We start from the raw sequence: 20,403 nt of genomic DNA, 5'->3' as shown, positions 1-20,403 counted from the left end.
GGATCCGATTCGGGATTCGCAGTCACCCGGGAGCATCCGATGATGAAGGCTCTGGTTACCGACGGGGCATCCACCTCGCCACGTTCCGTGCGCTATGTCTCCGGGTCGCCCGGTGAATTGCGTTGGGAGGGCACGGCATTGCTGCGCGCGGGCGTACTCGCCTTCGGCGGTAGCATCGGCCCGACCACATTGCACGCCCATCACGCCGTCCAAGTGGTCTCCGCGTCGACGCCGGTGGTTGTGGTGGATGCGAGCGGGATTCGGCATCGCGGGACGCATGTCATCGTGCCCGCCGACGCACCGCATCGCATTGCCACCGGCGCAGAGCGCGGCACTGCGATCTACCTCGATCCGGAATCCGTCGCGGGCGCGGCCGCCGACCGCAGAGCCCACACCTACGGGTGGGCCGACTGCGAACATTCCCTGCCCATCGATCCGAAGCGGGAACCACTCGCCGATCTGGTCGCCGAGGTCGTCGACGATCTCGAACGCGACAATTCACACAGCATCGAGGACGAGCGTCACGATGCGGTGACCGAGGTGCTGCGATTGCTGCCGTCCATCGTCGGCGACGGACCGATCCGCGGCGCGGATGTCGCGCGCCGGGTCGGCATTTCCGCGACCCGACTGACCCATCTGTTCACCGAACAGGTCGGAATTCCGTTGCGGCCCTATATTCTCTGGCTCCGACTACATGTGGCGATCACCCGCGTCCGCTCCGGCGACGATCTCACCGCCGCCGCCCACGCCGCCGGTTTCGCCGATAGTTCGCACCTGACCCGCACCTGCCGCCGCACCTTCGGACTGCCGCCCTCGGCGCTGAGTCGCCGCGTCGATTGGGATCTCGGCGACGCCTCCTAGCCTCCAGCGGACGAACGATGGCCAGCGGGTCGGGTCGGGGGCGACGCGGTCAGGGAGCGAAGGCGGCGGATTCGAGGCGGCGGGCGAGTCGGGCCGCGGACAGGGTCATGGCGTCGGCAGGGCGATGCGGGTCCAGGCCGGTGAGTTCGTGTACGCGGGACAGGCGATAGGTGACCGTATTGCGATGCACATTGAGTTGGCGTGCCGTCGCCAATTGGTTGAAACCGCTGTCTACGAATACCTCGAGGGTTTCCGCGAGCATCGGCTGCGTATCGAGGGGCGTGAGCACCGACGCCAGTCCGGGCCGTGCCGCATCGCTGACCGCCACCGTGTATTCGAACTGCAAATCCGTTCTGCGGCAGAGAATTTCGCGACGTGTCAGGCACCGGCCCAGTTCGGCAAGCACCCGTGCCTCGGCGAAGATCGCCGGGATTTCCGCTCGGCTCGTCGCCGCACCGACACCGATCCAGTAGGGCGGCGCCTGGTCGGGGCGATGTGCCGGTAGCCGCGCGGTGAGACCGGTGATCGCGGCCGCGCCATCGTCGCCGGGTTGCAGCGGGATCAATGCGGTCCACCCGCCCGCGTCCAGTCGCAGAAAGACCCCCGGAATAGCCTCGACCCGGTGCCGCAGCGCCGATGCGCCGCGCGTGCCGCACAGGCGAAATACCGCGACGAGGAAGGCGTCCGTGACCGGAATGACCGGATCATTGGCCCACTCCACCGGATCGCGCCCGGTGAGCAGCGCGTCGGCGATGCCGCGGCGGCGTTCCAGCAGTTCCCAGCGTGGATCGTGGGAGCGCTGGGTGGCCGCGCCCGCGATGCGGGTCATGACCAGCGTGATGTACTTCAGCAGCACCAGCGAGGCGTCCAGCAGCAGTTCCTGCTCGGCGGCGGTGGCCGATTCACGCAGCCGCTCCCAGATGAAGGCCGAGCCGAGCCGATATCGGTCCAGCACCTCGGGCAGTGGCGTGCCGTCGCGGATTCGGTCCATGGCCAACTCGACGAGTTCTCGGGTGTCCTCCTCGGATGGATCGGTGCCGCGACGGAGATATTCGAAGAACAGGTCGACATTGAGTTTCGTGCCGCGCGCGAAGTCGGTCTCCACCAGGGACTGCGGTATCCGCGGATACGGCGGCAGGCTCCGGTAGAAGCCGTCGACCAGCGATGCGGCTCTTCGGTGCAGATCTTCCACGACCCGGGTCCGCGTTGGCGTCATCGACTTCTCCGTCCCGGACTTACGCGTACAAGCTTTCGATCGTGTCGGCGTAGCGAATGGCGATCGGGGTGCGCTCGAGTTTGCCGGTCGCCGTCAGAACTTCGCTTCCGGGTTCCCACACCTCGGGTAGCACGATGTACTTCTTGATCTGCTCCACCCGGGAGAGTTTGCCATTGGCAGCGGCCACACCTTGCTCGATTGCGGCCAAGACCTCTGGATTCTTCGCGAATTCGGCGACTGTGGTCGCGGTGAGCCGGTTGCGCTGCGCGAAAGTCCGCACCAGGTCGGGATCGAGGCAGATCAGCGCGGTTGGTCATCATCAACGCCACCGTGTCGCCGGGTAGCAAACCTACGGCGGCCAGGCCGGTCGCGATCGCGCGCACCCGGTCTGTGTCGCCCGCGCAGACACGCCGGGTCGGTCCGTTTCTCGCCCGAATTCGGGTCCGCCATTGATGTCCAAGTCGTATCGTGAGACTCGGCGAGGGGGACCTGCCGTGACCCCATCGACGGGGTCCGGTCGTCAGGGGATGGTCGCCTCGCCAGCCGCGGATAGTCCCTGCGCCGCCAAAGCGAGGAGCAAGCCGTGTCGAACGAGCGCGCAGCCTTGACTGCCACCACCGACGGAATTCTGGAATACATCTGCGCCGAGGAAGTCGAATACGTCGATATTCGATTCTGCGACGTTCCCGGTGTGCAACAACACTTTTCGATACCGGCCGTCGCATTCGGCGCGGATCTGGTCGATAACGGCATCGCCTTCGACGGTTCGTCGGTGCGCGGATTCCAGTCGATCCACGAATCGGATATGTTGCTGCTCCCGGATCTGCGCACCGCGAAATTGGACCCCTTCCGTGCCGCGAAGACGTTGAATCTGAACTGCTTCGTGCACGATCCGCATACGCACGAGGCCTATAGCCGCGATCCGCGCAATGTCGCACGCAAGGCCGAGGAGTATCTGAAGAGCACTGGCATCGCCGATACCGCCTACTTCGGACCCGAAGCGGAGTTCTACATCTTCGACTCCGTGCGCTACGACACCAAGATGAACGGCGCCTTCTACGAGGTGGACTCGTCCTCCGCCGACTGGAACACCGGTGTCGAATACAATCCGGATGGCACGATGAACCGCGGGTACAAGGTGCGTGCGAAGGGCGGCTATTTCCCGGTGGCGCCGTACGACGCCGATGTCGATGTGCGCGACCGTATGTGCACGAACCTGCAGAACGCCGGGTTCGAACTGGAGAAGGGCCACCACGAGGTCGGTACGGCGGGCCAAGCCGAGATCAACTACAAATTCGATACCTTACTGGCCGCCGCCGATGATCTGCAGCTGTACAAGTACATCATCAAGAACACCGCGTGGGCCGAGGGCAAAACCGTCACTTTCATGCCCAAACCGCTGTTCGGGGATAACGGCTCCGGTATGCACGTGCACCAGTCCCTGTGGTTGAACGGCACACCGCTGTTCTACGACGAATCCGGATACGCGGGACTGTCCGATCTGGGCCGGCACTATATCGGCGGACTGCTACTGCACGCGTCCTCGTTGCTGGCATTCACCAATCCCACCGTGAACTCGTACAAGCGCCTGGTTCCCGGCTTCGAGGCCCCGGTCAACCTGGTCTACAGTCAGCGCAATCGCTCAGCGGCCGTGCGCATTCCGGTCACCGGTGCGAATCCGAAGGCCAAGCGTCTGGAATTCCGCTGCCCCGACTCCTCGGGCAATCCGTACCTGGCCTTCGCCGCCATGATGATGGCCGGTCTGGACGGCATTCGCCGCAAGATCGAACCGCCCGTCCCGATCGACAAGGACCTCTACGAGCTGACCCCGGAGGAGTCCGCCGAGGTCACCCAAACGCCACCCAGCCTGGAAAGCGTGATCGACCGACTGGAAGCCGATAACGGCTACCTGACCGAAGGCAATGTCTTCACCGACGATCTACTCGAAACCTGGATCCGGCTCAAGCGCGATACCGAGATCTCCGAAATCAACGTCCGCCCGCATCCTTACGAATTCGAGCTCTATTTCGACGTATAGGTCAATCGATGTGGAGTTCGCCATTGATGGTGAGGAACGCGGTGGGGGTGAGACCGAACATCGCCCGGAAGGTATCGCTGAAATGTGAAGGAGAGGCGAAGCCCGCGTCGACGGCGGCGCGGGTGAGGTCGTGGCCCGCGGCGTAGGCCTTACCGACGCGCAGCATCCGCGCCCATTGCACGTAACGGCGGAAACTGGTGCCGGTCTGTTCGGCGAAGGTGCGCAGGAAGTAGGAGGTCGATAGTCCTGCGGCACTTGCCTTTTCGGCGGCGCGCTGCTGCTGGGTCGGGTCGGCGCGGATGGCCGTCGCGACGGCGGCGATGCGCGGATCGCGGATGGTGGGGACCGGGATGCTGGCGAGCTCGAGGAGACGGTCGATATCCGGCGCCGGGTCGGCGCACATCGCGATCAACTCCTCCTCGTTGCGGTGCTCGGCGCTGTATCCGTTGACGGTGCGTCGCATACCGCCGAGGCAGCGGGCCATATTTTCCGAGGTCGGGTCGAAGAAGCAGAAGAGCTTGGGCACATCGGTGTCCAGGATGTGGTGCGTGACGCGCGCGCGGAACAGGAAGCTGCGGGCGGTGATATCCGGCGCATCGGCGACCCGAACCCGAAACGGGCCGTCGAGTCCGACCCCGAGACCGGCGATCGCGGTGGAGTGCGCGCCGAGGGCCATCCCGGGCCCGATATAGATCGCGTGTCCGAGGCGCAGCCAGAGCCGGGCGGAGGTGACCGCCGTTTCGGGAGCGCACGTTTCTGGAAGTGCCGACCGCGCCATATCCGCGACGATACAGAGAGTCGCAGGACAGACGGGAGATCAGGGATGAAGCTGGATGGGCAGGCGGAATCGACCTTCGAGCTGCGGGAGGTGACGGTCGACGGCGCACGGTTGCGCTATGCCGATGTCGGGCAGGGTGATCCGCTGGTGCTGCTGCACGGCTGGCCGGAGAGCCATGCCGCATGGCGGCACCAGATCGGGCCGCTCGCGTTATCGCGGCGGGTCATCGCACCGGACTGGCTCGGGTGGGGTGCTTCCGATCGGGATATGGCGCTGAGTTGTGACTACGACAGCGAGGTCGAACGGATCGGCCGGATGTTGGATGCGCTCGGCTTGGAGCGCGTGGATCTGGCGTGTCACGACTACGGCGGATTCCTCGGATTGGGGTTTGTGCAGCGTCATCCGGAGCGGGTGCGCCGCTTCGCGATCCTGAATTCGCGGGCCCAGGGCATTTTCACGCCGCCGTACTACGTGCTGTTCGGCTTGCTGACCGTGCTGGCACGGATCGCACCGCTGCGCCCGCTGATCACCGCGCGGGCCATCCACTGGGTGCATCGCGTCGGTCTCGCACCGTACGTGCGCAACGGATCCTTCGACAGCGAACAGCTGCGCCGATACCTCGCCGTACTGGACACCGCGTCGGGTCGCCGCTGGAACGCTCACTTCTGGTCCGGTTATCGCGTCCGAATTCGCCCGGAATTGGCTGCCGGACTGGGTTCGATCAGCTGCCCGACGACCGTCATCTGGGGCGACCGCGACCCCGCCATCCCGTTCCGCACCGCCCAGGAACTGGCCGCGGGAATCCCCTACACCACGCTGGTCCGTATCGACGGCGGCAATCATTTCATTATGGAAGAACGCCCCGATGAGGTCACCGAGGCGTTGCGCGCGTGGCTCCTGCGCCCGGCCGTTCAGTAGTCGAGGGACTAAAATTGTTGTCTAACTGCACCCGCCCGCCCACGACCTACTCGAATCGCAGACCCCGCGTCGACACCGCTGGTAGCCACGTCACGGCACAGTCCGAGGACGCTATCCGTCGCAGCAGATACAGGTGCATGAAACTGGCTGCACCCATACCGGATTCGGAGCCTGCTGACCCGAACATGGCTGGTGCCGTTCGCACTGATTCATAGCGGGCCAATGGCTTTCGCGACACGCTCATGGGTCGCGCAGTAGGTCGAGGAGCTTGCGGTGGGCGTGGGTGATCCCGGACGGGGTGTAATGGGCGACCACCACCCCCTGGTCCGCGGCGCGGCCGTCGAGGTGAGCACGCAGATAGTTGTATTCGTCGGGCAGGAAATGGGTCGGGGTGCCCAGGGTGTGGACCGCGTAGTTCAGGGCGGACTGATCCTCGATCGGAAGCGGTCGCGCGTTGTCGCGCCACAGCGTTGTCGCGAGATCGAAGACGGGGCGATGGGCGCGGCGATTCACGATGAACATGCCGGAGTTGAAGTACGTCGGGCGCGGGATGTCGGCGTCGTAGTCCGGGTAGAGCTCGATGAACTGGTCGCGGACACAGATGAACTCGGCTCGGTCCGATAGTGCGCCGGGCCGCCAGTCGCGCAACACGACCGCGTCGGCGTCCAGATAGCAGATGTGGTCGGCGGCCACCAGATCGAACAGCGACAGTTTGGCGTATCCGAGGAAGGCATCAGGCGGGAAGTTCCGCGGCAGTTGTTCGATGACAACGAATTCCAGCCCCGTCATGCGCTGTGCCCGGGCGGCGCTCAGCCGCGCGGTATCGCGATAGGAGCCGAGTCCGAGCATCACTCCGATCATGGGTCAAAGATAGTGCGCCGCAAGAGAGCACCGGTACCGTTGCACCATGAGCGAACTCTTGCGTTTCCGTACCGGCGACGGTGGCGTGATCGTGGTCGAGGGGGATCCGTCCGATTCCGGTGTGCAGCGGGTCGGTCGCGGTGGTGTGGTGGAGGTGAATCGCCGCTTCGAGGATGCGCTTGCTGACGTCCAGCGGGCCGCGGCGGCCGCGTTGGCGGTGTTCCGGGACGGCAGCCTGAAGCCGGACGCGGTCGATCTGGAGTTCGGTATCAAGCTCAACGCCGAGGCCGGCGCGGTGATTGCCAAGACGTCGGTCGAGGGCCATCTGACGGTGAAGCTGTCGTGGAAGCCGGGGGCATGAGGCTCACTCTTCGCGCAACGTGAGGATGTGTACGGCGCCCGCCGCCTCACCGCATGCCACTCCACCGTCGGGCAAGGGCGCGATCGCGGTGATACGGCCGTCGCCGCTGAAACAGGCCACCTCGCTTCCGGATTCGAGGTCGTAGACAGCCAGCAGGTCACCGGCGCCAACGGCTATGCGCCGCCCCCCGTGCAATGCTGCGATGGCGCGCACGGGTGCACCGAGTTCGGCGAGCACGCCGATCAGCGCTCCGTCGGTAAGTCGCCACAACCGGATCGCACCGTCGCCGCCACCGGTCACGACTCGGTTCCCGATGATCAGAATGCCGGTCAGCAGCGAATCATGCGCCTGCTGCTCCCAAACCAGTTCCGGGGATCCGAGTCGCCAGGCCGACAGCACCCCGGAGACGCAGCCCGACAGGACCTGGTCGGCCGTCGTCGCCAGGCTGATGATCGGGCCGCCCCGTCCCCGATAGGTCTGGATCTGGTGGCGGGTCGTGACGTCCCACACGCTGACTTGCCCCCGGATGCCGCCGGCCACGATGTGGCGCTTATCGGCTTCGACGACCAGCATTCGTGGTGGCTCCGCCAGCTCGGCGTCGATCGCTCCCAGGTCGAGGTCCCGGATCGAATCGGCGGGGCCGAAGAACCGCATCCCGGTGGTCGAGGCCACCACCAGGCATCCGTCCGGGGCGACGGCTCCCCGCACCGCGTCCAACGCGACTGCGCGGCGCACCACTTGCCCGGGAATGGGTTCGCCCGTCGCATCGAACTGGATCTCCGAGCCGATGTCGGCCTGATTCGAGATACCACCCAAGGCGTCACCGGGCAGCCTTATTGCGGCACCCAGCTGGTCCAACACCATCCACCCGAGATTCGCCACCTCGACGACGGCGACCGCGGTGGCCGTCATCGAAATAGCTGTCGATCGCCGTCCGGTTGCCATGTCCCAGAACGAGACCGATCCGTCATCCGCAGCGGCCGCAACCGTGTGGTCGTCTACCACGGTGATCGTCCCGATCCACGCGGCATGCATCGGAGCGCCCCGCTGAGTCGGCGAAACGGTCAGATCCCACACCCGCAAGCTGGATTCGTTCGCGGCAGATACCACGCGTGTTCCGTCGGAGCTGAACGCGGCCACTGCGATCCACCCCGTATGGCCACGCAGCGTCCGTGCCGATTCATCCCCGATACGGCGATCGCGCAACCGTAGGATGCCGTCGTCGGCGCCCGACAGCACCTGATATCCATCCGGAGCCACCGCCACCATCTCGACCCACCCGCTGTGCAGACCGACTTCGACTGCCGGGGAACTGGTTGCGAGGTCCAGTAACAGCACCTCCCCTGACGCACAGCCGACCACCGCATGTCCGCCGTCGGGTGTCGCCGCGACGGACCACACCTGACCACGGCCGGGATCCCGATCGATCCATACGGCCGATCCGTCACGGTGATCCCAGCAGTACACGGTGCCGTCGTCGCCTGCGAACAGCGCGTGCCGATCGGTCAACGCCATCGCGCGCGACTGGACACCGCGCTGACCTGTGTCGAAACACCATGTCTGCGTGCAAGTTCCGAGATCCCAGATCCGGAGCGTGCCGTCCTCGGACTTCGATGCGATCGTCCGTCCGCCACGCGTCGCGAGTACCGTGTACGCGATACCTGTATGTCCGTGTAGCACCCCGACTTCCCGGCCGAGGGACCAATCCCATACGCGCACTGTCGTATCGACCGATGCCGACACCAGCAATGTGCTGCCCGGAACGAGCGCGATCGACCACACTGCGGCCTGGTGACCGCGCAGTACATGCCGGGAACTCCCGTCGGCGAGATCCCACACGCGAATGGTGCCGTCGGCTGATCCGGACATCGCATAGCGGCCGTCGTCGGATACCGCAAGCTTCCACACACCCCCCGAATGCCCTTGCAGCACATAGCGTTCACGGCCGTCGTCCGCAAGGTCCCAGACGCGGACCGCGCCATCCCAGCCGCCGGACAGCGCATACCGATCATCGGGTGTGAGCACGACATCACGGATCGGACTGGTATGCCCGACCAGCGTGAACAGCAGGGGCCCGCCCGGGGCCGTCAAACTTGCGGCCCGCGGTCGAAGCCAGGGTTCGCCGCACCAGTCGTACGCTGCGGCAACGAGTTCACGAACTCGAGGCCACTCCGACTCACCGAGACGCCCGACCATCTGGGCGGGCAGCTGCGCCCTACCGCGAGCCAGCGCATGGCTGCTCAGCCGCAACGCGTCGCCGACGGTGGCGACCGGATCCGACTGCGGCAGTAGCCGATAGGCGGCGATCAGCTCCGTCGCGTCGGTGGCCCACAGCATCGTCTGCAACCACGCCAGATGCGACAGCAGCGCGCGCAGCTCTTCGCCCGCGCCGGCCGCGGCAAGGTGATGCGGCAGGTTGCGATAGAAGTAGCCGTCATCCGGGCCATGCTGCCAACCGCCCGGCGCTTGCTCTCGATATGCCTCGACCAGTCGCCGATGCAGATGCGACGGCTCTGAAACCTGGTGGCGCACGTAGTCCATTTGCAGATCATGGATCCCGAAGCGGCCGTCGCTCCCGAGATGGATCAGCGATCGGTCGGCGAGGCGGTCGAGCAGCTCCGGCACGTCCAGGTCGTCGAGTCCAGTCTGCTGCCAAAGCGTCTGTGCCGCACCGATGGTCGGATGTCTGCCGTCGAATACCGCGAGTTCGAGATAGCGGGCGCGATCGACAGGATCAAGGGCATCGACGCTGACGCTGATTGCGCGCAAAAGATCTGGGTATGGATAGTTGCTGAACGGTTGGGCGATCTTGGCAAGATCGGCCTGGCGTAATCGGCGCAGCACTCCAGGCCAGCGCTCCGGGCGGCCAGCGATCATGGCGCCCGCCATCGCCATCGCCAGTGCAAGATAGCCACATTCGGCCGCGATCTCCAGCGCTTCCCGCGGTAGTTCCTCAACCGCGAGCCGCGCCCACCGCGCCAATAACCTCAGCGATTCCCGGATGCTCAGACCGGTGACCTCGAAGCAGGTCGCGCCCACCCCTCGCGCGATGGCGGCATCCCGGGTGGTGAACAATAGCCGTCCAGGCGCCTCGACAACATCGAGATCGCCGAGATCCTGTGCCGCCCAGACATTGTCGACGACCAGCAGACAACGCCGCCCCGCCAGCAACTGCGTGAGAAGCGCCTTACCCTGCTGAGCGTCGGCGAAGACCACACCTTGCTGCCCGAAGGCCGCCGCCACCTGCGCTTGTCTGGTCGGCGTCACTGGATTCGGGCCCAGCTCCACCCAGACTATGCCGTCCGGAAAAGCGGTCCGTACCCGCTCGTCGCGGCAGACGGCCGCTGCGAGAACAGATTTCCCGACACCACCCATGCCTACCGCAGCGACCCGCGCGCCGTCCTCGGCCGACGCCAGGAGCGCGGCGCGGACCTCCGATGTCCCGGACCGCATGACGAACTGAGTGGGTATGGGCGGCACATTGGACAGCAGACCCATCGCCGATCCGGCCGACCCGAGCTCGACGCCGAACTGCGCCACTACGGGAGCGATGAGCGCCGCGGGCAGCATGAAGCCGATCTTGCGGGCCGCGGCACGGTCGCGAGCGACCACCATGCCGACCACACCATCGGCCAGGTCGTCGCACACCGCGCCACCGCTGAAGCCGCCTTCGATCGCCGAACCGGGCACCTTGACATCCTCGAGCTGATACCAGCCACCACCCACCCGATCCCGGATCACACCGGTCGCCCACAGCCCTTCGTCGTGGCCATCCGGGAATCCGTAGACGCGAAAGGAATGCCCCCACAACGTTGTCGAATCCGAGTCCAGGAGGCGGATCGGGGCGGCGGGCGGGGCGCTCGCAAGCCGCAACACCGCGATATCACCGGTGTGTACATCATCGACCGGCGACCAGGCCGCCACCGTTGCCTCGATCGGTTCACCGCCAGGCACCTGTGTGAACTCCACCAGCACCTGTTCGGTTGGCATCGCGTCGGCCGCAGCATCCGCTCCGGTGGCATCGCCGATGACGTGGGCGCAGGTCAGTACATGCCGCTCGGTAATGAGGAATCCGGCGCCGTAGGTCGCACCATCGGCGGACTGGATCGCGACCAATGCGCGCCGCCACTCAGGCGTTGGCATTCCACTGCTCCCCGTTCCACTGCTCCCCGTTCACCTCGCACCGACCGGTGCGCAATTCGCCCGCCGCCGTACGGACGAAAAGTTCCAGCCGATCCGATCGACTCGAACACACCGCGGGGCGGCCGACCGAGCCGATTCCATCGTCGAGCACGCGGTGGCGTACCGAGGAATCGCCCGTGTCGGTGGTGAGCCAGCCAACCGTTCCCGCGGACACCCCGAAGAACACATCGACGCGGCGGGGTCGGGCGGAGACCGCCACGGGATCCGAGGTCACCGCCGACACAGCCAGTACGCGATTACCGCGACCGGTCTGCCAGTCGGGCCCGGGTTCGAATTGGACAAGCCGATCCTCTTGCCGCGCAAAGGCAACCAGACGGTTCTCGACCGCACCGATGCCCCGGCACCACACCAGGGTCGGATCACCGGTACAGCGCAGCGATTCCCCCGTCGAGGGCGCGACATCGGGACCGACCTCGAAGGTGGTGCGGCCGGGCAGCATCGGTGTCGAGGTCCACTCGTGTGTTCGCTCCTCGGGGACGTGATACTGGCGGCGCAACACTCCGTCGAAGCTGTCGCGCGCGACGATTTCCAGCCCATACAAGCTCGTAACCACCACGGCGGGCTGTCCGACCACAGGACGAGCCAGGCTCTCCGGTCCCATCAGACCGATCGGCTGCTGATACCAATAGTGTTCGAGCACGCCGTCCGCGCCCGTGCTGAAGACATCGAAGCGGCCGCGGCTCCAACTGACGAAGCTCGCATCCGATACCGCCCCTGCGGATCTCGCCAGCCGAGGCGGCCCCCAGCGACCGTCGAATTCGTAATGCCACAACCGCGTCTCGACATCACGGACGAACACATCCAACCGATCGGGGCCCCAAGACCCGATGGTCGGGCGGCCAACGGACCGGGCGGGCAGTTCCATCCGCTCGACGTTCCTTGCCGTATCACCGGCTATGACGAGATGGCAGAGCCGGTTTCGGTCATCGATCGCGACAACATCCACGCACTCCGGTGTGCGTGCGACAGCCACGGGGTCGGTCACGATGCCGTCAGCGAGCACACGGAACCTCGGTACCCGCAGCACGGCGCATTCGTCCACAGCTCCTCATGATCCTATGGCGCGGGTGAATGCGCTGTGCCGTCGATGAATTCGAGCGCTCCAACCGGTTGCTCGACTGGACCATGGCGCAGGTCGCCGAGGCTGCCGGCGGTAATGTCGAGGTGTGGACTGCGGTTGGGCTACCGACGGCCAGTGCCGGTAGCCGTGTATACAGGCAGTACTGCATGACCACAGCCCGATAGAGCTTGATAGATCTCCGCCAGCCATCGGGCCAGTGTGACGCCGCGCCGGGTTCGGCAGCGCGAGGCACACCGTGTTGACGAGCCTTGGCTGGTATACGGATATTTCGGCCCGGTATGGCGGATGTTTCGATACATACAACGCCATAGCATCCGGTATGGAGGCCGAAGCTCGATACGCCACGGGCCGAAACCCCTGCACCCACACTGAATCCCGCCAGAGCTTTGGGGCCGCATGATCACAACTCCGCCCACTGGTCCGAAACCGTCCGGCCATACCGCGGGTGGCGGGCCGTTCGGTTTGGAAAGTCCGAAGGCGCGGCCCGGCGCGCGGGTGGTGAGATCCGGCAGGCCCGCGCGCACAAGGCGTGGGCCCTTCCGTGACGCCGTCTCGATAGTGATCCGGCCCGCTCCGACCGGAATTGCCCATCACCACGCTTCAGCCGTCGAATTCGATGAACGGTCGGCACCCTATCGGTGCGCCCGCGCGACGTCATCGGTTGGTTCGCGATAGTCTATCGAATTCGCGCTGGGGCCAGAAATAGGTATTTCGTATAAGTTTCAGAGTGCTGTCTCGGCAGCTGCGTGAATGGTCTTGCCGGTTATCTGTCAGGTTGCTGCGATAGCAAAACGGAATTGCGGATTTGGAATGATGGAAGATCGGTTCTGTCATCTTATGGTTACAATTCCAGAGTGGTGTGTTTTGTTCGTAAATATCACGTACATCGGTAGAAGCCGTTCGCTCCGCAGCATTACATTCGACTATCCAGGCGCTGGGTCTGGACGTTCATGCGCTCCGCGGAAACGGCTGGACGCAATGGGTAGCAAGAAGGACGTGATCTCGATTCGATGGATAATGCATAGTGGCAGGGACGCGTTGGGCGGATCGCTGACTTCTTCGTGACCGAGTGACGCTTGGGCGCACATTTGTAGAGCGACGATTGGCGGTGATACCGCATTTGCATCGACGGCGCTGATGTCCGGTATGGAACGCGATGCTGTTTCCAGCATGACTGCGACGAGTTTTCGGCCTGCCCAACGCCCGTCTGGACACCGTATATAGCCGATCGAAGAAGTGTCAGCAAAAGATCGCCCATCGGTTGCGGGGATCTGACCGTGTTGTCCGTGTGTAGAGCGGTATCTGGCATGTGTAGATCCCGTAATCTATTCCCAATGTTGGGAACGGCTGATACTCAGGTCGTATCGCGGTGCGTGGCCGATTTCTGCTGAATGAGGCTTCGAATTAACGGCCATTGATGGACCGGAGCGGCGATGTCAAAAGGGTATGAACGGTGGCAGTCGGCGACATTGTTGTGAGTCGGCTGGCGTCGGGAGTGTGAGAGGTGTGTCGATGAGGGACATAGCGATGGCGGCACTGTGTGCCGGAAAAAAGCAAACGTCCAGTTCGTGTCGATCGGCCTCGGCGAGCGTTCGCACGTCATGGAGCGTCCGGGAATCGGTGCCCGTTTGCTCGGACGGGGACCGGTACCGCAGGCGGTCCGCGGGCGGATCGGTCGCTTCGCCCCCGCCCAACGTTGCCGAGGGCAGTCACGACGGCTGGATTCAGCCGTAACGCCACCGGCCGTCTGCCGCCGATTCGCCGAATCACCGCTCCGCCACTCGAAGCTCGAGGACGGCGTCGGTATCCCCTGGCCGATAGCGCCGGAATTCTTCCGGCGTCTTCGGCAACCCCGATCTACCCCTGGATGTGAACGTGGACACGAACACTGGTGACTCGTCCGACCGGATGTTGGAGTACCTCAAAAAGGTCACCGTGGAGCTTATGTCGAGTCGCGACGAGCTCACCCGACTGCGGGAGCAGAGCGTCGAGCCCATCGCGATCGTGGGCATGAGTTGCCGGTATCCGGGCGGTGTGGAGTCACCGCAGCAACTATGGGATCTGGTCGCCTCCGGCTCGGACGCGATCGGGGAATTCCCGGCCGACCGGGGCTGGGATGTGGCGGGATTGTTCGATCCCGATCCGGACCGGTTCGGGAAGGTGTATACGCGCGAGGGCGGGTTCCTTTCCGGCGCCGGTGATTTCGATGCGGGGTTTTTCGGCATCGGCCCGCGTGAGGCGGCGGCGATGGATCCGCAGCAGCGTTTGTTTCTGGAGGCCTCGTGGGAAGCCCTGGAAGACGCCGGTATCGACCCGACCTCGCTGCGAGGCAGCGACACCGGCGTGATCGCCGGAGTGATGTACACCGACTACGAGCACACGGCCAAGGCCGCCGGCCCGGCAGCGGAGGGGCACGCGGGCACCGGATCGGTGAGCAGTGTGGTGTCGGGGCGAGTGGCCTACACGCTCGGGCTGGAAGGTGCGGCGCTGACGGTCGACACGGCGTGCTCGTCGTCGCTGGTGGCGATCCATCTGGCCGCCCAGGCACTGCGCCGCCGGGAGATGTCCCTGGTGCTGGCCGGCGGTGTGACCGTGATGTCGACACCGTCGCTGTTCGTGGAGTTTTCGCGGCAGCGGGGCTTGTCGCGTGATGGGCGATGCAAGTCGTTCTCGGCCGCCGCGGACGGGGTGGGCTGGTCCGAGGGCGTGGGCGTGCTGGTGCTGGAACGGTTGTCGGACGCGCGGCGATCCGGGCACGAAATTCTGGCCGTCATTCGCGGATCGGCGGTGAATCAGGATGGTGCGAGCAATGGTTTGACCGCGCCGAACGGTCCGTCGCAGGAGCGGGTGATCGCGTCCGCGCTGGCAGCTGCCGGACTCGAGCCGACGGATGTGGATGTGGTGGAGGCGCACGGGACGGGAACGCCGCTGGGTGATCCGATCGAGTCACAGGCGTTGATCTCCGCATACGGACAGCGTCGCGGCGCGCCATTGCGGCTCGGGTCGCTGAAGTCGAATATCGGGCATTCGCAAGCGGCCGCGGGCGTCGGCGGGGTGATCAAGGTCGTGCAGGCGTTGCGGCACGGAATGCTGCCCAGGACGCTGCACGTGGGTGAGCCGTCGCCGCATGTGGATTGGTCGGCGGGATCGGCGCGATTGCTGACCGAGGCGGAGCCCTGGCTCGCGGGTGAGCGGGTGCGGCGGGCCGGGGTGTCCTCGTTCGGGATCAGCGGCACCAACGCTCATTTGATCGTGGAGGAAGCGCCCGCTTCCGTCCCTTCGCCAGTCGAGGAGACCGCCGCGACCCCCGCTGCCGCGGCGGATGTGCTGCCGTTGCTGGTATCGGCCAAGTCCGATGCGGCGCTGCGCGCCCAGGCGGATCGGTTGCGGCAGTGGCTGCTCGACAATCCGGATGCGGACCTGTGGAGTGTGGCGTCGTCGCTGATCGAGAACAGGACGCAATGGGACCGGCGCGCCGTGGTGGTGGGTCGCGATCGCGACCAGCTGGCGTCGGAGTTGGCCGACCTGGCGTCGGGGTCCTCGGCGGCCGGTGCGTCCGTCGCGGGTGGGACGGCATTTCTGTTCACGGGGCAGGGAGCTCAGCGGGTGGGGATGGGGGCGGAGCTCTATGCGGCCTTCCCGGTTTTCGCGACGGCGTTGGACGAGGTCTGCGCCGAGTTCGATCCCCATCTCGGCGGGTCGTTGCGGGAGGTGATGTTCTCCGGCAGCGCTGCGGCACTGCCGCCGGGGGGCGGCGCGGCCGATGTCGCACTGGATCGGACGGAGTGGACGCAGCCCGCGTTGTTCGCGTTCGAGGTGGCGTTGTTCCGGTTGATGGCATCGTTCGGCGTGACCGCGGATATGCTGGCCGGACATTCGATCGGCGAGGTGACGGCCGCCTACGTCGCGGGGGTGTGGTCGCTGGCGGACGCGTGTGCGCTGGTGGCGGCGCGGGGCCGCTTGATGGGTGCGTTGCCGGTGGGCGGCGCGATGCTCGCGGCCGCCCTGACCGAAAAGGAAGCGCTCGAACTCGTTGCGGTACACGGTGATCGGTTATCGGTCGCGGCTGTGAACGGCCCTTCGTCGGTGGTGCTGTCCGGCGCTGCCGACCTCGTCGAAGCGGCGGAGCGCGAGCTGTCCGACGCGGGCGTGCGGACATCGCGATTGCGGGTCGGTCACGCGTTCCATTCGGCGTTGATGGAGCCGATGCTCGACGAATTCCGTTCCGTGGCAGCGGGTCTGACATATCGATCGCCGACCGTTCCGGTGCTGTCGAACATCTCCGGCGGTGTCGCCGGTGCCGAGGTGACCGATCCGGAGTACTGGGTGCAGCAGGTACGCGGCTGCGTGCGATTCGCGCCCGGCGTCGATGCCCTCGTCGCGGCCGGGGTGCGGCGATTCGTGGAGGTGGGCCCGGATGCGGTGCTGGCATCCATGACTCGCCAGTGCCTGGCCGAATATCCGGAGGTCGAGGCGGGGGCGATGGTTGCCGCCGGGGCGCGGCGTTCGGTCGACGAAGTGACGCAGTGCGTGACGATGCTGGGGCAGCTGCACGCCTGCGGCGCCGAGGTGGATTGGCAGCCGATCTTCGCGGGCCGTCCGCTGCACCGGGTGTCGTTGCCCACGTACGCATTTCAGCGCCAGCGGTTCTGGTTGGAGCCGCTCGCCGCCGATGCCTCCGCGGCGTCGTCGGATCATCCGATCCTGACCGGCGTCGTCTCCGTGGCGGGCAGGGACGAATGGCTGTTCACCGGACGGATGTCGTTGCGGACCCACCTGTGGCTCGCCGATCACGCGGTCTTCGGCTCGGTGTTGCTGCCCGGGACCGGATTCGTGGAACTGGCGTTGACCGCCGGCACTCGGCTCGGCGCCGAGGTCGTCGAGGAACTGGTGCTGGAAGCGCCGCTGCTGCTGCCGGACGACACCGCGGTCGATATTCAGCTCGGTGTCGAGCCCGCCGATGGCGCGGGCAGGCGTCGGTTCGCCGTGCACTCCAGGGTGTCCGGTGAGCATTCCGACGGCGCGGAGTGGGTCGCGCACGCGACAGGGGTGCTGGCGCCCGTGGCCGGCGCGGCGAACGCGGTGTGGGACGGACGGGTGTGGCCGCCCGCGGGCGCCGAACCGGTGGACTCGGCGCGGCTGTACGAGCGGTTGGCGGACATGGGTTTCGGGTACGGCCCGACATTCCGGGGTGTGCGCGCCGCCTGGATGCGCGGTGCCGAGGTGTTCGCTGAGCTGTCGTTGCCCGAGAACGCGGACGCGCGGCGGTTCCGGGTGCACCCGGCCTTGCTGGACGCCGCTTTCCACACCGCGATCGACCGTCTCGCCGATACCGGTGACGGCAAGGTGCCCTTGCCGTTCTCGTTCGCCGGAGTGCGCGTCTACCGGGAGGAAGCCACGGCCCTGCGGGTGCGTGTCGCCCGCACAGACGACACCATCCGAGTAGATGCCGCCGACACGCACGGTCTACCCGTAGCGGCCGTCGACACCCTCGTCGCGCGCCCGGTCGATGCCCGCACCCTGCGCCGTGATCGCGCAACCTCGCACCCGCTCTACACCCTCCGGTGGACTCCGGCATCCACCTCGGACTCCGTGAATCGTTGTGCTGTAGCGGTATTGGGCTCCACGACGATGCCGGGCGCCGAGGCACACACGGATCTGGACGCTCTGCTCGCAATGCCGTCCGTACCCGAGATCGTCGTCTGGCACTGTGACGACGTCCCCGCGACGGGTGAAGCCGCCCAGGTGGCCCGGCTGCGAGTCGATGCGGCGCTGACGATGGTCCGGGACTGGATCGCCGACGAACGATCCGAGAAATCCACGCTGGTCGTCGTGACCCGCAACGCCGCGGAAATACCGGGCGAATTATGTGATCCCGCGGCAGCGGCGGTATCCGGTCTGATCGCGAGTGCGCAGTCGGAACATCCCGGCCGGGTCGTCCAGATCGACCACGACGACGCCACCGCGGTGACATCCGACACGGTGGCGCGAGCCGCGGATCTCGGTGAGCCGCAGGTGGCAGCGCGTGACAACACGCTATTGGTACCGAGGCTGATACGGGCCGCCGCGCCGGATGCGGCACCGGTCTCATTCGGCGGCGGGACGGTTCTGATCACCGGTGGCACCGGAGGTCTGGGTGCGCTGACGGCGCGACATCTGGTTGCGGCACACGGCGTTCGGAGCCTGCTGCTGGTTTCCCGGCGGGGACCGGATGCCCCGGGCGCCGCGGATCTGGTCGGCGATCTCGAGGCTGCGGGTGCGCAGGTCCGGGTGGCCGCCTGCGACGTCGCCGACCGAGATGCGCTGCGAGATCTGCTGCGGACCATCCCGGAGCAGCACCCGCTGACCGCCGTGATCCACACCGCCGGCGTACTCGACGACGGCACCGTCGAGACGCTGACCACCGAGCAGATCGACCGCGTTATGCGGCCGAAAGTCGATGCGGCACTGCATCTGCACGAACTCACTCGGGATCACGACCTGTCGGCGTTCGTGCTGTTTTCCTCCGCCGCCCCGCTACTCGGTGGTCAGGGCCAGGGCAACTACGCGGCCGCGAACCGTTTCCTCGACGCACTCGCGCATCGTCGTCGTGAAACCGGCCTGCCCGCGCACTCGCTGGCGTGGGGGCTGTGGACGCTCGGTATGGCAGGCGTGCTCGATCGGGAAGATACCGAGGACATAGCTCGCCGTATTCGCACCCGGCTCGGGCTGCTACCCATCACCCCCGGGCCGGGATTGGCGATGTTCGACAAGGCGCTGGCCACCGGCCACTCGCTGCTGATGACCGCGTCGCTCGATAGGGACGCGCTCGCATCGCTCGCTCGCTCCGGCGTGCTGCCGCCGGTGCTGCGCGAGATCGTGCGCGCGCCCGTGGCAGCGCAGCCGGGCAGCGAACGCGGCTCGCTGGCACAGCGTTTGGAGATGCTGCCTGAGGACGATCACTACGAGGTCATCCTCCAGGAGATACGCTCGCTGGCCGCCGTCGTCCTCGGACACAAGTCGGCCGCCGCGGTGGCCGCGGATGTGCCGTTCGCCGAACTCGGATTCGACTCGTTGGGCGGCGTCGAGTTCCGGAACAGGCTCGTCGCCATCACGGGTCTGTCTCTGCCGTCGACGCTGGTATTCGAGCATCCGACCGCCGCCGCGGTCGCGCAGCTGCTCCGGTCGCGGATGGGGGCCGTCGAGGTTCGGCACGAGCCGCCGCCCGCCGCATCGGGAGTACGTGGCCGGTTGACGGAGCTGGTGATGGCGGCGCATCGGCGCGGGGACGCGACCGAGGCGATGCCGCTGTTGATCGAAAGTGCCAGACTGAGCGTCGCTTTCGATGAGCCGGCCGCCGCGCATGGCCCCCCGGCGCCCATGCTGCTGTCGCGCGCCGGCGCCGGACCCAACCTGATCTGCATCCCGTCGTTTCTGGTCGGCAACGGACCGCACCAGTTCGGCCGCTTGGCGCGCGAACTCGGCGCCGAATTCGGTGTGTCCGCGTTGCGACTGCCGGGGACCCGAGTCGGTGAACCGATGCCGCCGACCTGGGACGCGCTGCTCGACCACCTTGCCTTTGTCACCGAAAACGCCACGGGCGAGCATCCGTTCGTACTCGTCGGCTACTCGATCGGCGGAGCGGTCGCGCACGCGCTCGCCGAGCGGCTCGACGAGCGTGGTCGTGGCCCGGTCGGTGTCGCGATGCTCGACACCTATTCGCCGGATGGTGAAGACCTCATCGGCACGGTTTTCGCCGGCGCGCTCGGCCTGGTGCTCGATCGCGGTCACGAACTGATCGATATCGACGACCACGCACTGGTCGCCATGGGCAATTATGTGCGGATCTTCGGCGAGCGCGGCACGCGGTCCATTGCCGTGCCCACGCTGAATCTGCGAGCCACTGTCGGGCTACCGGGCCTCGATATTGCTGCGCCGGTGCCGGATTGGCAGCACCGCGGCGACACGATTCACATATCCGCCGACCACTTCTCCCTCATCGAAGACGCGGCACCGGCCGCGGCAGAGGGGATTCGGCGATGGCTCCACTCGATTACGAGCGACGTCGTGAGCAACCGATGAACCGCGTGATCGCGAAAAACACATG

The 20,403-nt window shown here is 66.2% G+C and carries 10 protein-coding genes and 1 pseudogene; 5 read left to right on the top strand and 6 right to left on the bottom strand.

Features of this window, described 5'->3' with window-relative positions:
* Positions 1–39: 39 nt before the first annotated feature.
* Positions 40–861, top strand: a complete 822-nt coding sequence (locus ACQP1T_RS22295; protein WP_433754973.1) for a helix-turn-helix domain-containing protein — start codon at positions 40–42, stop codon at positions 859–861.
* Positions 862–910: 49 nt separating this feature from the next.
* Here ACQP1T_RS22295 and ACQP1T_RS22290 read toward each other — a convergent pair whose 3' ends face one another.
* Both ACQP1T_RS22290 and ACQP1T_RS22285 read right to left on the bottom strand, forming a co-directional pair.
* Positions 911–2,077 carry a PucR family transcriptional regulator gene (locus ACQP1T_RS22290; RefSeq protein WP_433754972.1) on the bottom strand — a complete coding sequence of 389 codons (1,167 nt, stop codon included), beginning with the start codon at positions 2,075–2,077 and terminating at the stop codon, positions 911–913.
* Between the two features lie 19 nt (positions 2,078–2,096).
* Positions 2,097–2,357, bottom strand: a complete 261-nt coding sequence (locus ACQP1T_RS22285; protein WP_433754971.1) for a fatty-acid--CoA ligase — start codon at positions 2,355–2,357, stop codon at positions 2,097–2,099.
* 324 nt (positions 2,358–2,681) lie between these two features.
* Between ACQP1T_RS22285 and glnA the strand changes: the two genes are divergently transcribed.
* A complete protein-coding gene (glnA, locus tag ACQP1T_RS22280) occupies positions 2,682–4,115 on the top strand; it encodes a type I glutamate--ammonia ligase (protein WP_433762310.1) in 1,434 nt (477 codons plus the stop codon).
* 1 nt (position 4,116) lies between these two features.
* Here glnA and ACQP1T_RS22275 read toward each other — a convergent pair whose 3' ends face one another.
* Positions 4,117–4,893, bottom strand: a complete 777-nt coding sequence (locus ACQP1T_RS22275) for a helix-turn-helix domain-containing protein (protein WP_433754970.1) — start codon at positions 4,891–4,893, stop codon at positions 4,117–4,119.
* A gap of 45 nt (positions 4,894–4,938) precedes the next feature.
* Between ACQP1T_RS22275 and ACQP1T_RS22270 the strand changes: the two genes are divergently transcribed.
* Entirely contained in the window at positions 4,939–5,811 is an 873-nt protein-coding gene (locus ACQP1T_RS22270) for an alpha/beta fold hydrolase (RefSeq protein WP_433754969.1), read from the top strand.
* A gap of 240 nt (positions 5,812–6,051) precedes the next feature.
* Here ACQP1T_RS22270 and ACQP1T_RS22265 read toward each other — a convergent pair whose 3' ends face one another.
* On the bottom strand, positions 6,052–6,672 hold the full coding sequence (locus ACQP1T_RS22265) for a glycosyltransferase (protein ID WP_433754968.1): 621 nt from the start codon (positions 6,670–6,672) through the stop codon (positions 6,052–6,054).
* Positions 6,673–6,718: 46 nt separating this feature from the next.
* On the opposite strand from ACQP1T_RS22265, the gene ACQP1T_RS22260 reads away from it, so the two are divergent.
* Positions 6,719–7,033: a CU044_2847 family protein gene (locus tag ACQP1T_RS22260; protein WP_433709230.1), complete on the top strand. Its 315-nt coding sequence runs from the start codon at positions 6,719–6,721 to the stop codon at positions 7,031–7,033.
* Between the two features lie 3 nt (positions 7,034–7,036).
* Here the strand turns inward: ACQP1T_RS22260 and ACQP1T_RS22255 are convergent, their stop codons facing one another.
* Positions 7,037–11,176, bottom strand: a complete 4,140-nt coding sequence (locus ACQP1T_RS22255; protein WP_433754967.1) for an NB-ARC domain-containing protein — start codon at positions 11,174–11,176, stop codon at positions 7,037–7,039.
* A complete protein-coding gene (locus tag ACQP1T_RS22250; RefSeq protein WP_433754966.1) occupies positions 11,163–12,278 on the bottom strand; it encodes a hypothetical protein in 1,116 nt (371 codons plus the stop codon). Before ACQP1T_RS22250 ends, ACQP1T_RS22255 begins: the two co-directional genes overlap by 14 nt.
* Positions 12,279–14,192: 1,914 nt before the next feature.
* Between ACQP1T_RS22250 and ACQP1T_RS22245 the strand changes: the two are divergent.
* Positions 14,193–20,294 (top strand): annotated as a pseudogene (locus ACQP1T_RS22245) (type I polyketide synthase); the annotation flags it as partial.
* Positions 20,295–20,403 lie beyond the last annotated feature (109 nt).

This window comes from Nocardia sp. CA-135398 (assembly GCF_050955845.1).
In the GTDB taxonomy this organism is placed as follows: Bacteria; Actinomycetota; Actinomycetes; order Mycobacteriales; family Mycobacteriaceae; genus Nocardia.
Note: the sequence above shows the minus strand (reverse complement) of the source record. Positions and strands in the feature narration are given on the sequence as shown.

Coding starts and splice junctions, on each gene's coding strand:
- ACQP1T_RS22295 (WP_433754973.1), top strand. CDS start 40: ATGATGAAGGCTCTGGTTACCGACGGGGCATCCACCTCGCCACGTTCC.
- ACQP1T_RS22265 (WP_433754968.1), bottom strand. CDS start 6,672: ATGATCGGAGTGATGCTCGGACTCGGCTCCTATCGCGATACCGCGCGG.
- ACQP1T_RS22275 (WP_433754970.1), bottom strand. CDS start 4,893: ATGGCGCGGTCGGCACTTCCAGAAACGTGCGCTCCCGAAACGGCGGTC.
- ACQP1T_RS22255 (WP_433754967.1), bottom strand. CDS start 11,176: ATGCCAACGCCTGAGTGGCGGCGCGCATTGGTCGCGATCCAGTCCGCC.
- ACQP1T_RS22260 (WP_433709230.1), top strand. CDS start 6,719: ATGAGCGAACTCTTGCGTTTCCGTACCGGCGACGGTGGCGTGATCGTG.
- ACQP1T_RS22270 (WP_433754969.1), top strand. CDS start 4,939: ATGAAGCTGGATGGGCAGGCGGAATCGACCTTCGAGCTGCGGGAGGTG.
- ACQP1T_RS22290 (WP_433754972.1), bottom strand. CDS start 2,077: ATGACGCCAACGCGGACCCGGGTCGTGGAAGATCTGCACCGAAGAGCC.